This window comes from Marinomonas atlantica (genome assembly GCF_001639725.1).
GTDB classification, from domain to species: Bacteria; Pseudomonadota; Gammaproteobacteria; order Pseudomonadales; family Marinomonadaceae; genus Marinomonas; species Marinomonas atlantica.
In genome coordinates this window covers 270692-285290 of record NZ_LTAW01000003.1, presented here as the reverse complement: position 1 = coordinate 285290, position 14599 = coordinate 270692, and the positions used below count along the sequence as shown (strand labels likewise).

General features: G+C 43.1%; 16 protein-coding genes. 9 read left to right on the top strand and 7 right to left on the bottom strand.

What is annotated here, in order from left to right:
- Genes AYW75_RS06485 through AYW75_RS06475 form a run of 3 tightly spaced genes read left to right on the top strand, consistent with a single transcriptional unit; the run spans position 1 to position 4074 of the window.
- Positions 1-618 (top strand): YigZ family protein, encoded by a 618-nt coding sequence (locus AYW75_RS06485; RefSeq protein WP_067097119.1) that lies wholly within the window; start codon positions 1-3, stop codon positions 616-618.
- Between the two features lie 2 nt (positions 619-620).
- Complete coding sequence (gene rapA / locus AYW75_RS06480; RefSeq protein ID WP_067097116.1) at positions 621-3449, top strand: RNA polymerase-associated protein RapA; 2829 nt, start codon at positions 621-623, stop codon at positions 3447-3449.
- 7 nt (positions 3450-3456) lie between these two features.
- On the top strand, positions 3457-4074 hold the full coding sequence (locus AYW75_RS06475) for an RluA family pseudouridine synthase (RefSeq protein WP_067097114.1): 618 nt from the start codon (positions 3457-3459) through the stop codon (positions 4072-4074).
- On the opposite strand, the gene AYW75_RS19210 is transcribed toward AYW75_RS06475, so the two are convergent.
- The 3 genes from AYW75_RS19210 to AYW75_RS06465 form a co-directional block, all read right to left on the bottom strand.
- On the bottom strand, positions 4031-4255 hold the full coding sequence (locus tag AYW75_RS19210; protein ID WP_407943036.1) for a cysteine-rich CWC family protein: 225 nt from the start codon (positions 4253-4255) through the stop codon (positions 4031-4033). The genes AYW75_RS06475 and AYW75_RS19210 overlap by 44 nt on opposite strands.
- Before the next feature lie 147 nt (positions 4256-4402).
- Positions 4403-5977, bottom strand: coding sequence for an alkaline phosphatase (locus AYW75_RS06470; RefSeq protein WP_067097111.1), 1575 nt, complete (start codon positions 5975-5977; stop codon positions 4403-4405).
- Positions 5978-6234: 257 nt separating this feature from the next.
- Positions 6235-6882, bottom strand: a complete 648-nt coding sequence (locus tag AYW75_RS06465; protein ID WP_067097109.1) for a DUF2959 domain-containing protein — start codon at positions 6880-6882, stop codon at positions 6235-6237.
- A gap of 188 nt (positions 6883-7070) precedes the next feature.
- On the opposite strand from AYW75_RS06465, the gene AYW75_RS06460 reads away from it, so the two are divergent.
- The 4 genes from AYW75_RS06460 (at position 7071) to AYW75_RS06445 (ending at position 9233) form a co-directional block, all read left to right on the top strand.
- Positions 7071-7409 carry a zinc ribbon domain-containing protein YjdM gene (locus tag AYW75_RS06460; RefSeq protein WP_067097106.1) on the top strand — a complete coding sequence of 113 codons (339 nt, stop codon included), beginning with the start codon at positions 7071-7073 and terminating at the stop codon, positions 7407-7409.
- Between the two features lie 130 nt (positions 7410-7539).
- On the top strand, positions 7540-8238 hold the full coding sequence (locus tag AYW75_RS06455; protein WP_156490820.1) for a hypothetical protein: 699 nt from the start codon (positions 7540-7542) through the stop codon (positions 8236-8238).
- A 69-nt stretch (positions 8239-8307) separates the two neighbouring features.
- Positions 8308-8784: a LabA-like NYN domain-containing protein gene (locus AYW75_RS06450; RefSeq protein ID WP_067097101.1), complete on the top strand. Its 477-nt coding sequence runs from the start codon at positions 8308-8310 to the stop codon at positions 8782-8784.
- A 128-nt stretch (positions 8785-8912) separates the two neighbouring features.
- Positions 8913-9233, top strand: a complete 321-nt coding sequence (locus tag AYW75_RS06445; RefSeq protein WP_067097098.1) for a cupin domain-containing protein — start codon at positions 8913-8915, stop codon at positions 9231-9233.
- Positions 9234-9246: 13 nt separating this feature from the next.
- Here AYW75_RS06445 and AYW75_RS06440 read toward each other — a convergent pair whose 3' ends face one another.
- From AYW75_RS06440 to AYW75_RS06430, 3 genes are all read right to left on the bottom strand, one after another.
- Positions 9247-9507: a hypothetical protein gene (locus AYW75_RS06440; protein ID WP_067097096.1), complete on the bottom strand. Its 261-nt coding sequence runs from the start codon at positions 9505-9507 to the stop codon at positions 9247-9249.
- Positions 9508-9677: 170 nt separating this feature from the next.
- Positions 9678-10607: a histone deacetylase family protein gene (locus tag AYW75_RS06435; protein ID WP_067097093.1), complete on the bottom strand. Its 930-nt coding sequence runs from the start codon at positions 10605-10607 to the stop codon at positions 9678-9680.
- 42 nt (positions 10608-10649) lie between these two features.
- Positions 10650-11756 (bottom strand): HD-GYP domain-containing protein, encoded by a 1107-nt coding sequence (locus AYW75_RS06430; protein ID WP_067097091.1) that lies wholly within the window; start codon positions 11754-11756, stop codon positions 10650-10652.
- Between the two features lie 130 nt (positions 11757-11886).
- Between AYW75_RS06430 and AYW75_RS06425 the strand changes: the two genes are divergently transcribed.
- Positions 11887-12348, top strand: coding sequence for an EVE domain-containing protein (locus tag AYW75_RS06425; protein WP_067097088.1), 462 nt, complete (start codon positions 11887-11889; stop codon positions 12346-12348).
- Positions 12349-12351: 3 nt separating this feature from the next.
- Here AYW75_RS06425 and AYW75_RS06420 read toward each other — a convergent pair whose 3' ends face one another.
- Positions 12352-13044, bottom strand: a complete 693-nt coding sequence (locus tag AYW75_RS06420; RefSeq protein ID WP_067097085.1) for a hypothetical protein — start codon at positions 13042-13044, stop codon at positions 12352-12354.
- Positions 13045-13234: 190 nt separating this feature from the next.
- On the opposite strand from AYW75_RS06420, the gene miaB reads away from it, so the two are divergent.
- Positions 13235-14593 carry a tRNA (N6-isopentenyl adenosine(37)-C2)-methylthiotransferase MiaB gene (gene miaB / locus AYW75_RS06415; protein ID WP_067097082.1) on the top strand — a complete coding sequence of 453 codons (1359 nt, stop codon included), beginning with the start codon at positions 13235-13237 and terminating at the stop codon, positions 14591-14593.
- The last annotated feature ends 6 nt before the right edge of the window (positions 14594-14599 follow it).

Genomic DNA, 14599 nt, shown 5'->3' with positions numbered 1-14599 from the left:
ATGGATTACTACCAGAGCCCAACACACGAACAACGCTTTGATCTGGAAATTAAAAATAGCCAGTTCATTACTACGATCCGGCGCACCCGTGGACGAGATGAAGCGAAAGCTTTTATTGCTGACATGAACATGCGCTATCCAGATGCCAATCATAACTGCTGGGCATTTGTGGCTGGGCCACCTAAGAATGTTCATTTATGGGATCAAAGTGATGATGGCGAGCCAAAAGGCACGGCTGGCAAACCCATGCTGAACGTTTTACAGCATTCAAATTTTGGTGAAATCACGGTCGTTGTAACGCGTTATTTTGGCGGCATTAAACTCGGTGCAGGTGGATTAGTCCGCGCCTACAGTCAGGCCGTTGTTGAAGCACTTGATCAATTAGAATGGCAAGAGATATACCCACGTCAAACGGTTTACATAAAAATCGCCTATCCTATGTTAGGTAAGGTTGAGTATTGGTTAGAAAACAGTGATATCGATGTTGAAGACAAACAGTTCTCAGAAAGCATTGATATTTCGCTTGCCGTCATTGAACGTACGTGGCCAGAACAGAAACAGGCTCTGATCGATTTATGTCAGGGTAATATTACGATTATTGAAAACGACAAAGAGTAGTTATGTACCAAATAGGACAACGTTGGAGTAGCCGAAACGAACCAGACTTAGGTATCGGCATGATCATTGAAAAACAGCCTAAATCCTTTGTCTTGTTTTTTTCAGATGCAGAAACTGAGCGAAATTACTCAGTGGAACAAACAAGTTTAGTTCGTCGTACACTCACACCAGGGGATGAGTTATTTTTTGAAGACGAATCCTACAAAGTAAAAGCCGTGCGCGAATATGATCTATTAATGGAATATAACATCGGCGACGAATGGGTGGACGAATCAGAGATTCAATTCCCACGTAACGATAAGAACGAACTGGATTCGATCCTCGCACTGTCGCCTGCTCGTCGCATGTGGTTTGATTTACGCCGTAAAACCCTTGAACATCAAGCTATTCATTCAGCGAGCCCTGTTCGTGGCTTAATGGGATTGAAAGCCGAGCTACTACCGCACCAAATGTATTTAGCTCATGACATTGCTAACCGCCCCGCTGCGCGAGCTTTGTTATGTGACGAAGTTGGTATGGGTAAGACTCTTGAAGCAGGTTTGATTCTTCATCATCGAGTTCTGAATGGACTATCGCGCAGAGCCTTGATTCTAACGCCCACAAACTTGCAGCATCAATGGTTAGTTGAAATGCTACGTCGCTTCCATCAGCCATTCTCGCTGATTAATGAAGCTGTATACGAAGACTACATGGATGGCGACGACAACCCATTTGACGCTCAAGCGTTTGTAATTGCCCCCATTGATTTTGTCTCAACCCATAGCAAAGCAGCACAACATATGCTGCAATCTGAATGGGATATGGTCATAGTAGATGAAGCACATCACTTAGCATGGGATCCAGAAACGCCAAGTATTGCTTACCAACTGGTTGAACGCTTGGCTGGGGCTTCTGAGTCAATATTGCTTTTAAGCGCGACTCCGGAGCAAACCGGTGAACGTGAGCATTTCTCACGTCTACAACTGATTGATCCTGAGCACTATCATAGCTTTGACGTCTATCAAGCTCAGCAACACGAATTCAAACAAGCCGCTGAATTAGCAGAAAAAATTCTGCCATTTACTGAAGTGGATCATGGGCTAACACAGCCTGATTGGCGCGCTGTTTTTGTCGACTATCTGCATGACGTGCAATCTAAAGAGTGGTTTGATAACCTAACGGCGGCCGACGAAGACAAGCAAGTCAACGCTGCACAAGATGCGATTAACTGGCTGATTGACCGCCATGGTACCGGTCGCGAAATGTTCCGTAACACGCGTGCCGCTATTGGCGGTTTCCCTGAGCGTAACTTAAACGTTTATCCACTTGCTGGTAACGACACATACGCAAGCGCAGCCCACCATGTTCTACCTGAATCCGGTATCGACCACGGTTTATGGGAAGCAGACCCGCGCTGGCATTGGCTAAAAGAGTTCTTGGGCGATCAAAAAGTTAAAACCAAAGTACTTGTCATTTGTCACACGGCCGACACCGCTCGTTGGTTGAACGATCAACTGACCTTTGCTGGATTCCAAAGTGCTGACTTCCATGAACAAATGCCTCTGATCCATCGTGACCGAGCAGCCGCCTACTTTGCCGATCCGAGCGGTGCTCAAGTGCTTGTCTGTTCCGAGATTGGCAGTGAAGGTCGCAACTTCCAGTTTAGCCACAATTTGGTGATGTTCGACTTACCTGAACACCCAGACTTACTAGAACAGCGTATTGGGCGCTTAGATCGTCTTGGCCAACGTAACATCGTTCAAGTTCATGTTCCTTATATTGAAGGCAGCGTGCAAGAGCGTTTGTATCAGTGGTATCACCTAGCATTGAATGCTTTTAACCGTACCACTGGGTCTGGCGATAAAGTGAATGCTGCGTTTAAAGAGCCATTGCATGCATTTCTATTTGGCAATGATGATGATCAGTCATTGTTAGATGAAGCACGTGTATATCACGAAGCTTTACTAAAACAAATGGAAGAAGGTCGTAACCGTCTATTGGAAATGTCTTCCTGTCGACCAAACATTGCTAAGTCGCTGATTGAGCAAATTAATGACCAAGCATCGCATGGTCTGCATGATTACATTGAACAAGTGACACACGCATTTAATATACATGCAGAGTGTCACAACGATGCTCCAGACCAAGCCGCATGGTTTATTCGCCCCTCGACGGACATGATGCTAGAAGCACTACCCGGCATTGAAGAGGAAGGCAAAATGCTAATGCTGGATCGCCTTCAAGCGAGTCAGCGTGAAGATGTGGCCTTTGCGACTTGGGAACACCCGTTGATCACCATGCTAATGGACGAAGTACAAGGTTTCGACTCGGGCAAATTAACCTCAGCCATTTTACCAATTGCTGCCCTACCGGAAGGTACGGTATTAGTCGAAAGCATGTTTGTCATTGAAACAGCCGGTCACCCGCGATTAAAGCTGGCTCAGTCACTGCCTATGACACCTATTTGGCAATTGTCTGATGCCAACGGAAAATTCCTTCACAATCAGTTCACTCCTGATAAATGGGCGGAAAAGCTAAAAGGTGTGCCTAATCGTGTAGCCGAGCAATGGGTCGCGGCCCTGCGCCCACAGCTGCTTGAGATTCTTCAAGCGCATCAACTAAGCGCTCAAAATCAAGCTCGTCCAACAGTACATGCGGCAAAAGATGCCTACCAGCGTAAGTGGCAGTCTGAAATTGATCGTCTGCGTGAGCTGCAACAGCAGAATTCAGCGGTAAAAGATGAGCACATAGAACTGTACGAACGCTATCTAGTAGAAGGCCTAACTCGTATCGATGATCACCAAATTCGTTTGGATGGCATCCGCATTATTTTGACCACTAAGCCAGAATAGTAGATAGATGCTAGAGATACTCTATGAAGATCAATGGCTGGTTGTTGTGAATAAACCAGCCAACACTTTGTCTGTGCCCGGTCGCGGGCCAGACAAATACGACTCTATTTTAACGCGAGCGGAGCAACTGTTTGGCGAAGCCCATGCCATTCATCGTTTAGATTGTGCCACGTCTGGCTTGATTTTGATCGCTAGAGATTTGGAGTGTCAAAAGCGCATGTATGCGCAATTTCGTGAGCGTCATGTTGAAAAAGAGTACCGAGCGATTATTCGCGGCAAACTTTTAGGACAGTGGGGAGAAGTGCGTAAACCGCTTCGCTGCGATTGGGATCGACGCCCTCGCCAGATGATTTGCACGCAGTGGGGCAAAGATTCTATCACTCAATGGACGCTTCTAAGCATTGAAGGCAGCCATACACGGGTGAGCTTAAAACCTATCACTGGCCGTTCCCATCAGCTACGCGTACACATGCAAAGCCTTGGTCATCCTATCTTAGGAGACGAGTTTTATGACTCTGTAGAAACATCAGAAAATGATCGATTGTTACTGCATGCGTATCGAATTGAATTTTTTCATCCTTTTACCAACGCTTGGGTGAAATTTGTTGCACCCTGCCCGTTTTAGTTGAATCTTCTTCTACGCATTTCTGACAGATACAAGCCTCACCTTTCAGAGTCTCTGGCACCCTAGCAAGCAAGTTATCTGAGACTAAAACAGTTGAGTCATGACACCAGCAACTGTCAGCGGAATGCCCTAACGTTATGGCACACTGATTTTCAGCTTTGCACAACGGACAAAAAACCACATCAATTCTGGATTGTAGATGACTCAATTATATTACCTCGTATTCAAATAATGACTGATGCAATATCGTCCTGTACTAAAAGAACGATGAGACGAAAAACCTCTATTTCTAAAAATAGAGGTTTTTCCCCTTGTCTATACTACTATCTTACTCAACAGAATCTTTTAAGAATTGACCTATTTTCGAATGATGCTGTATTGAAGAGATTGGTAAAATGTCTTCTGCAGGCCCCCAAGCAAACACATTGACTGGAGTGCTGGTATGCGTCCCAGTTCCCCAAACAGTATTTTGCGCTGTTGCTTGAACACGACCTAACAGATTTCCTCGATCGTTATATGGGAAAAAGGCGTCAAAATCATGGATCGCGGGAATCGTTTCTGCCCCTAGATAACTGTGGCCATGAGTGTGATAGGGGTTTTGCTTGTCATTCAAAACTTCTTCCGCTTGTGCAAGCGTAATATCGAAGTCAGAGTTCTTGTTCACTACTTTACGAAGATTCTCGGCGTTATGATCAGCTTCTGGTAACTTTTCAAATTCCGCTAAAATATTGTAATAACTTTTCTTCTGATTATACAACCCATCAAGAATGTCAAAGCTGCCGAAATTGAATTTTGGCGCGTAGTCCGCAGCTTGGAAAGCAACGCCTGGCTTCTCTTGTGGCGCAGGAATATTGTCAGATGAGTAACTGAAACCAAATGAGCCAGTTTCATGATCAGCTGTCACAACTACAATTGTGTCATCACGATCTTTCGCCCAGTCATAAACAACTTGAATGGCCTCATCAAACTTCAAAAGCTCATGCAACATAGTGCCGGCATCGTTTGAGTGAGCAGCCCAGTCAATCTGACCGCCTTCGATCATCAAGAAAAAGCCATCTTCGTCTTTCTCTAAAATAGAAAGTGCTTTTTCAGTCATTTCCTTTAAGGAAGGCTGAGTTCGTTCAGATGAGTCTTTCGAATTACTGTACTGAATACCGTCCATCATGCCTGAGTACGCAAATAGGCCAAGTAATTTGCCAGATTCTGATGCTTCTAATTGATCTTTATTAAACGCTAAACCATAACCTTTATCTTGCGCTTCTAATAATAGATTTCGCTCATCCTTACGCTTTGATTTCAGGTAGACATCACCACCCGTAAGTGTCTCTAGTGCTGTGTAAGTGTCGCCCTTTTCATTGGTAGATTCAGGTATCCAATAACGCAAACCACCAGACAGCATGACATCAGGACCGGTATTCAGCATGTCTACTGCAATCTCATTTTCTAAAGAACGATGAGGCTGATGTGCAGCAAAAGCGGCAGGTGTTGCATGTGTTAACCGGGTATCAGATACCAAACCTGTCGATTTACCTAAGCGCTTTGCTTTTTCTAATACGGTTTCAACAATATTACCATCTGCATCAATACCAATGACTTCTGAGCCGGTATGCACGCCCGTAGAAAGCTGAGTGGCAGAACAAGCGGAGTCAACGACGATTGCATCACTAGGGTACGTTAATGATGAACCGACAACACCATCATGCGCTAAATTGTGTAATGCGGTTGATCGACCTTGATAAACAGAATGAGGCGCTTTTTGTGCGTAGGTCTCGAGCATACCGACCTGTTGCGGCCCCATACCGTCGCCAATCATTAAGATAACGTTTTTAACTTCTGCTGCAACAGCACTGTATGACGCAAGACAAAGACCGCCCATAACAAGAGTTTTATTGAATATATTCATAGCATTCCTTTTTTTATTAAACGTTCAATTAAAAACGAAATGTTACACTAGCATTACAATCTTTGGAGTAAAAGGGCTTATTTGGCCGTCTTTGAAAGCATTTAAGCGGATATTAAGGGGAAAAAACGCTGTAAGCCGATTAATACAGGCGTTGACAGACAGAACTTAGAAATGAAAGTTTACACATTATCAGGGGATTTTTTCGTTATATGGAGTAAAACGGCGATGAAGGCTGTGGCTCCCTCGCCGCGGTGGCATTACTGCTTTAGCGTTGCGATAAAAGCATCTGACTCTTCAATCGCTTCACTCATTTCGTTAATTAAGCCAGAAATATCGGTTTTTAAACTGGCAAACTCGCCTTTGATTGCACTGATCGCTGACGCATTCAGATTGTGTTTAAGGTACAAAACATTATCATTTAATGTAGCTAAAACAGGCGCCATTTTCGCTTCTGCTTGATGCATGCTGCGTAATAGTTGACTGAATTGGCGTTGCGTCGCCTTCAATTTAGCTTCACTTGTACGACGTAATTTTTCGTTTGAATACTGCGATAACTCGTCTTCCCACTCATCAAACAGGTCATCTGCAACATCTTCCACATCATCAATCTTTTGCGTAACACGATCAGCCGCTTTTTTACTACTTTGATAATCGCTGTTCAACTGATCGTATACGTCTTCAAAATCACCACCATCAAAATCCGTTAGCACAACAAGACGCTGGTAGGCTGTTTGGAACTCTTCTTGGCTGTCTTTTTGACTGTCTCGAACATTCTCTACACGATCAACAAGGATATCTCGCTTATCAATACCAATTTTTTCCATCGCACCATAATAAGCAGTTTGACAACCTGCTAGTGTCATCAACGCCATTGCGCCAATTAACTTCAGTGAAAGAGCTTTCATAGGACTTCCTTTAAAAAATGTTTTAAGCATTGTTGCGTCTCAAGAACATGAATACAACCTTGATCTATGAATAAAGCGTGCATGCCTCACGCTTCACCTTTTCTGCCCCTTTTGGATGCTTAGACACTCGATCTAAGGCCATTAACTGATTAAAATAAGCGTTTATTAAATTAGAGAAGTTGCTACTCATGTCTTTACCACCCTGCCCTCAGTGCAAAGATCAGTATGTCTATCAAGATCATGATAATTTAATTTGCCCTATGTGCTCTTACGAATGGAATCCAGACGAGCCCGATAACAGTGATGATGCAATAATGGTAAAAGACGCCAACGGCTCTTTACTATCTGAAGGAGATAAAATCACGCTTGCGAGAGATGTAAAAGTAAAAGGCAGCTCGCAAGGCATCAAAATAGGCACAAAAGCCATCATTAAACGCATCAGGGAAGGTAAAGATCACCAACTGGACTGCAAAGTTGACGGTCATGGCGAAATGTATATTACGGCGAAGTTCGTAAAGAAAGCCTAATAAGCTTTTTCAGCTTTAAACTATAGAAATATAACTAATGACATTTCCTAGAATCAGAACGTTTGGTTGCAGTAATCATGTTATATTTAGGCCATTATTACATAGCACATTATTGTCAGGAAACATCTGCATGAAACCCGCTTTAAGGTCAATCTTACTTAGCTTGCTTTTTTTGTCGAGCTCTAGTTTCGCAGGAATTGATGCTATCTTCATGCGTGACACATTCTACAATTATGAGTTAGTGAGTGAACCAACACTTCGCAAGATGAAACGCGATAAATTGATGAGTATTCGAGCAACCTCAAAATCAGGACTTGTTAGATACAACAATATTTTACGTATGACTGAAGGCGAGAATTTTGATTTTACACTGCCGAAACTAAATGAATTAGTATTCTCAAAAAAAGACATTATCGAAGACATTGTTCTAGCGACCAAAGCTACGAACCAACTACTCTATCGTCTAAATAGTGTCATTCAAAAAAAGATGAAAGCTGAATCAAACGATGTTTCATTTGATATCATTATCAATGGGGGACATATCAAAAATCGCGGCCAGCAATGTAAGATTGGGCAGCAAACTCTCACTTTTACTCCAGGAGCACTGGCAGTTGTTCGCTTATATTGTGATCTTGACAATTTTGGTTTAGTTGAATCATATAGCACAATGGCGCTTGATTTAAGCTTGAGAGTTCACGTCAATAAAAACACCCATTTAACCTCTTCTGATCGTACCCTGCTGAGATTGAATTCCTATGAAATAGGGTCATATAGCGGGACAATAACTGAAACGTTCCTAAACTACTCTGTTCGACCCTCACAGTTATAGAGTTAAATCTCGAAGTGTAACTTATTTAGTTTATTATAAACGCCTATAGATTACTTTTAAGAGCCTTAAATGCAAAAAGTTGCACTGTTCGTCGACGTTCAAAATGTCTACTACACTACTCGCCAAGCTTATCAACGTAACTTTGATTACAACGCCTTTTGGGCGTTGGCAACCAAGGGGCGAGAGGTTGTTACGGCCATCGCTTATGCAACAGATCGAGGTGATCCAAAGCAAAAGCAATTTCAAAATATATTAAAAGCGATTGGCTTTGAAGTGAAGACCAAGCCTTTTATACAGCGTGCCGACGGTACTGCAAAAGGCGACTGGGATGTTGGTCTCACATTGGATGCAATTGAGTTTGCTGAGCATGCAGATGTTGTTGTTTTAGTATCAGGTGATGGCGACTTTGATTTACTGGCGAAGAAGATTCGTACCCACCTAGGCAAACAGATTGAAGTCTACGGCGTCCCTAAATTAACCGCTGCTGCGCTTGTAAACGCAGCAGATATTTATATCCCAATAGAGCATGAGCTACTCCTAAATTAGAAATTTTTGACCACCCTTTCAAAACATTAGAATTGCATAATATTATTTAGTGTGATCAATTTGTAAAGATAACGCATTAATGTTGCGATAATTTCTTTCATTAAGAATAAAACAACAAAGGATAGGCCGTGAAGTTCGAGAATATTTTTGGCAACTTGCCGTTAGATCCGTCTCAGGAACACTTTACTAAAATCACTAACACTGACTCGGTTCGAATCGAGCGAATCGTTTCGCCAGCTGGATGCGAGCTGGACGGGAAATGGTATGATCAAACAGAAAACGAATGGGTAACAGTGCTACAAGGATTTGGAGCCATTGTTTTTGAAGACGCAAGAGTTATATCCCTGAAACCCGGTGATCATATTTTGATACCTGCGCATGAGAAACACAGAGTTATTAAGACATCAAAGGAAGAAGCGACGGTATGGTTGGCGGTTTTCTACCCATAATCCGCATGCAATTTTAAACCTTTAAGTCAATCAAGGTGCCAAGCATGTCATCTGCGGCACCAATTACCTTTGCATTGGCTTTCGCATTTAGTTCACTGATCTTAATATCCACTAAACTTTCACGGATAACATCATCAGTATTCGCTCCCGTTGAATCTTTTAGAGATGCAATACTCGCATTAGCAATATTTGCACTGGCTTGTTCTAAACTGTTTTGACTTCGCTGCAAGCCCAATTGACCGTAACCAAAGCTGGCGTTATTTGATATCTGCATCGTGCTCACCTGTTCATTATGTAACCATAAATAGATTTTAGCGCTTTCTGCTAATCAATACATGAATTTTACAAAACTAAAACAAATGAATGATCTGAATGACACCCTGGAGTCGTATCTACCCTATGCGATAACTTAAGCCGAGTTATCTTTACAACGCCGAACACCCTTTACAGAGTGTTCGGCATCTTTTTATTGGCAAATACACAGTCTGCTGCTTGATGAAGTAGGCTATGACGAGCGGCCACTACACGGTTGTCGTGGTCATATCCGCCCCCAATAACACAAGCAATCGGTATGGCATGTGATGTGATTTGCTCTATGACATATTGATCTCGCTTAAAAATGCCTGCGTCGGTTAATTGAACGTAGCCTAACCGATCGTCTTGATGAACATCGACACCAGCGTCGTAAAGAACAAAATCAGGACAATGCTCATTCAAAAGCTTAGGTAAATGTTGCTCTAATAGCGTCATATAATGTGTATCTTGAGCACCCTTTGGGATAGCAATATTAATACCGGCAAGCTGTTTCTTAGGTGGAAAGTTCTCCTCACAATGGAACGATATCGTAACAACACTTGGATCATCCTCAAAAAATGCTGCCGTACCATCTCCTTGGTGAACATCGCAGTCAATGATCATCACCTTGCTTGCCTTACCCGAATACACAAGCTCTTTCGCTGTTACTGCCAAATCATTAAAGATACAAAAGCCAACACCGCGGTCAGGAAAAGCATGATGCGTTCCTCCCGCTAAATGACAAGCAAGTCCATACTGTAACGCTAGCTCTGCTGTAAGCAAGGTTCCTGAGACGGCACGCAATGTTCGCTCAACCAGCCAATCACTCCAAGGTAATCCGATCGCCTTTTCCTCATCTATCGTGAGTTGACCTCGAATAAAACGCTGTACATAAGTAGGTGCATGAGCCCTCATCAAAACACTAAGAGACAAAGGAGAAGGTTCATAACAGTTATCATCGGTTAACACACCTAGCTCACGTAAGTACTCAGCGAGAAACTTAAACTTTGCCATCGGGAAGCGATGGCGGCTCGGGAAAGGGATACTGTAATGCGGATGGTAAACAAGCGGTAATTTCAAAGCGACTCAATCTTTTACAAGCAACATAGCGCTACTTTAACGTTAACGTTGCCTTGCAACTAGCAGTTTTCTAACCGCACGATTAAAGGCATCTACCAAATGCGGAGGAATTCCTTTAGCGCTCTCAGAGTTCACTTTTTGAATCGCGCGCATGGCACTTTTCTTGTACTCATCGCCAGACTTTCCCCATACCACATCGATAAAACGTACAGCCATAGACAACACAAAAGCACCTTGCGGAATCATGCCACCGACTAGCCCCTCTGGATAACCGGACCCATCGAATCGCTCTTGATAACTAATCACCATATCAGACGCTTGATCCCAGCCTTCATGTTTACTAAGAAGTTGAGCTCCTACCATTGGGTGATTGTGCTCAGCTCGCTGCTTTGCCGCTTCGTCATCTCCACATTTTAGGGTCATTGCCATCCCCATATTGTGCATATAAGCAGCCGCAGATAGCTGAGTTTTATCAACAGGCTCTGTACACTCTTGATTGATCAGCTGACTAAGCTTCAGAATGCGCTCACCTCGCTCAGGAGAATACCCTAGCAGTTTATTCAGTCGATGACTCAGTTGTCGAAAGTGATCAATGTCTGCTTGCTGAGCATCGTCATACTCCACTTTCACCACTAAACTATCAGACTCTTCCTTGGCTTTTTCTTCCGCCGCGATGGCATCATCATTCATTTGTGCTAGAAAATACTCAGCTTGCTCTATTCGAGTTGCAGCGTCGTCCTCCGCATAGATTTTATCAAGATTTGACTGCATAAAATTAAGCAGTTTCGTATCCGCGCCATGGTGCTGGTGTAACTGTTTTAGCAGTAACAGGATTTGATCCAAGACTTGATTAATTAACTCACCAAGCACTGAATCATATGGAATATAGCCTCCACGCATGCCATCCACTATTTCTTCTAGACGATGTAATGCCCCCACAAGTGGATCAAGAAAACAAACTGAACAGTTTCCTTTCATGCTGTGCAAAGAACGAAACAGTGTATCGAGCTTTTCATGAGTAAAACCCGATGATTCGATATCGTTTACGATTGCTTCAATTTCTTGCTGAGCTTCTAGATAACACTCTAGCAAGTCATCTTTTAGTTCTTTGTCCAAAGCAGAAAAATCTTTACAAGCAAATTGCTCCATATTTCTTCCAACCACACCTTTACAAATGGACTATTCCATACAAGCATCTTAATTGTAGAGGCTATCCTTAGCTTAATGAACAAAATCTATGTATCTTTCTGCAAAATCAGCAACATTGTGACGAGGAAAAATGGCTATTTGGTTAATGAAATCGGAGCCGGATGCGTTTTCGATTAACGATTTGAAGCATCGCCAGCGTGAAAACTGGGACGGTGTTCGTAACTTTCAAGCGCGTAATTACATGCGTGAAATGGCAAAGGGCGATATTATTCTGTTCTACCATTCAAGTTGTAAAGTTCCAGCAATTGTAGGTACCGCAATTGTCTCAAAAACTGCACATCCTGATCCCAGTTGCTGGGACCCTAAAAGTCCATACTATGACCCTAAGTCTACAGCTGAAACACCACGCTGGGTCCAAGTGGAGCTCGCTTTTGAGTCAAAGCTAACAAAGCCGCTCACTCTAACATTACTAAAAAGTTGGCCAGAGTTAGACGGCTTTCCACTGACTAAAAAAGGCAGTCGATTAAGTGTCATGCCGGTTGATGAGCCCTACTGGCATATTCTCAAGCCACACATTCTCAGCCAAAGTTAGACATTAATGAAAGTTTCTATCGCGATTTTTAATCGTGATAGATCGATCAAAGTAGTAACGCATTTCCATACCAATGTAAGGAAATCCAGGTCCATTTCCATTACGCATAATTACACCAAAAGCGACTTGTTGATTATATTTTTCAGGTTGAGTTAAAGCTTCTAAGCGCCACCCCGTGCCACGTTCTTGCTCTTCTACATAGACACCAAAACGTTGCTGTATATCGGGATACCACAACATCCCAGCTTCCATCGTTACGGCACGCTCAAATTTGTTATTATAACCAGAATATTGCCAATCTAACGTTAGGTCTTCCCAATGATAGGCTGCGAGTAGATGGCCCACAAACTTGGATTCTTTACTAAACGAATCATCTCGTGATTTTTTCTGAATGTAGCCTAGACCAGCACCCAACCTCCAATTATCTTTTCGATAAAAGCCTAATGTATTAAATTCCGAAGTTGAGTAATCCTCAAAAGTGGGATCATCAAAGATATAATCACTGTCTAGATTGACTTGCCACGCGATCCTTTGATTGACAGGAATATTCACGGTTAAATCAATATTAAATGCTGGTTCATCTTTTGCCACCCCAGCGCCCAATGCTATCTCGAAGTTTGGCAGTTCAGACGCTGCTGAGGAATTCAGTGAAAAAGCTGCTAAGCCAGCAAATATAAAGGGGTTGACGTACTTCATAGGCAATTTTATTCATCAAGGTTTATGACGATAGGATAGGTTATTTATTCATATCAACCATCACGAATTCGTAATAGATTTTGAAAATCCTGCTCCTGCATTTCCACACCCTATGGGAATCAGACGAAAACCTCAATATAATGTGCGCCAAAGTCCCATGACTCACATTTTTACTAGGTTTACTTTTTACATGGCTAAAAAACTCTTTATCCAAACGCACGGCTGTCAGATGAACGAATACGACTCTTCTCGTATGGCAGACCTTCTCGGCGATTCTCATGAGATGGAACTTACTGACAATGCAGACGAAGCGGACGTATTACTGCTTAACACCTGCTCTATTCGTGAAAAAGCGCAGGACAAGGTGTACCACCAACTAGGCCGTTGGAAAAAATTAAAAGAGAAGAACCCAAATCTAAAAATTGGTGTGGGTGGCTGTGTTGCCTCTCAAGAAGGCGACAATATCCGTAAACGTGCTAAACACGTAGATATGATATTTGGCCCGCAAACGCTGCATAAGCTTCCTCAAATGGTCGATGCAGCCGCTAACTCTATTCCGATTACGGATGTTACATTCCCGGAAATTGAGAAATTTGATCACCTTCCTGCGCCACGCGTTGACGGTGCTGAAGCCTTTGTCTCGGTCATGGAAGGTTGCAGTAAATACTGTACATTCTGCGTTGTACCCTACACACGTGGTGAAGAAGTGAGCCGTCACTTTGAAGACATCATGGTGGAAGTGGCGCAACTTGCTGAGCAAGGCGTACGTGAGATTCACCTACTAGGCCAAAATGTAAATGCTTACCGTGGTGAAAACGCTGAAGGCGATGAAATGGATTTAGCGGATGTTATTCATGCGACAGCGCAAATACCTGGCGTTGAGCGTATTCGCTTCACAACATCTCACCCAGTTGAGTTCACGGATAGTTTAATCGAAGCATTCAGAACTGAGCCAAAGCTGGTAAGCCATCTTCATCTGCCGGTTCAAAGTGGTTCTGACAATGTTTTGTCTGGTATGAAGCGCGGCCATGATCGCCAATTCTACATTGATAAAATCAACCGTATTAAAGCAGCGCGACCGGGTCTAAGCCTATCGTCTGATTTTATTATCGGCTTCCCTGGCGAAACCGATGAAGATTTCATCGATACGATGAACCTGATCCAAGAGATCGGCTTTGATCATTCATTCAGTTTTGTCTACAGCCAGCGCCCTGGTACGCCAGCGTCTAACTTAGAAGACGATACACCAGAAGAGGTGAAGAAAGAGCGCCTAGCGATTCTTCAACGTCGTATTATCCAGCAGGCTTATGATATTAGCTTAAACATGGTGGGTAACATTGAACGTATTTTGGTAAGTGGCTACTCTCCTCGTGATCCAGGTCGACTTCAAGGTCGTACTGAAAACAACCGTATCGTCAACTTCCCTGCCGACGATACTAAACTGATTGGCAAATTTGCTGACGTAGTCATCACTGATGCCTACCCTAACTCATTACTCGGCGAATTCGTCGGCTCTGAGTTGGACGCAGATTTCGAATTAACTAAATAAGGTCTA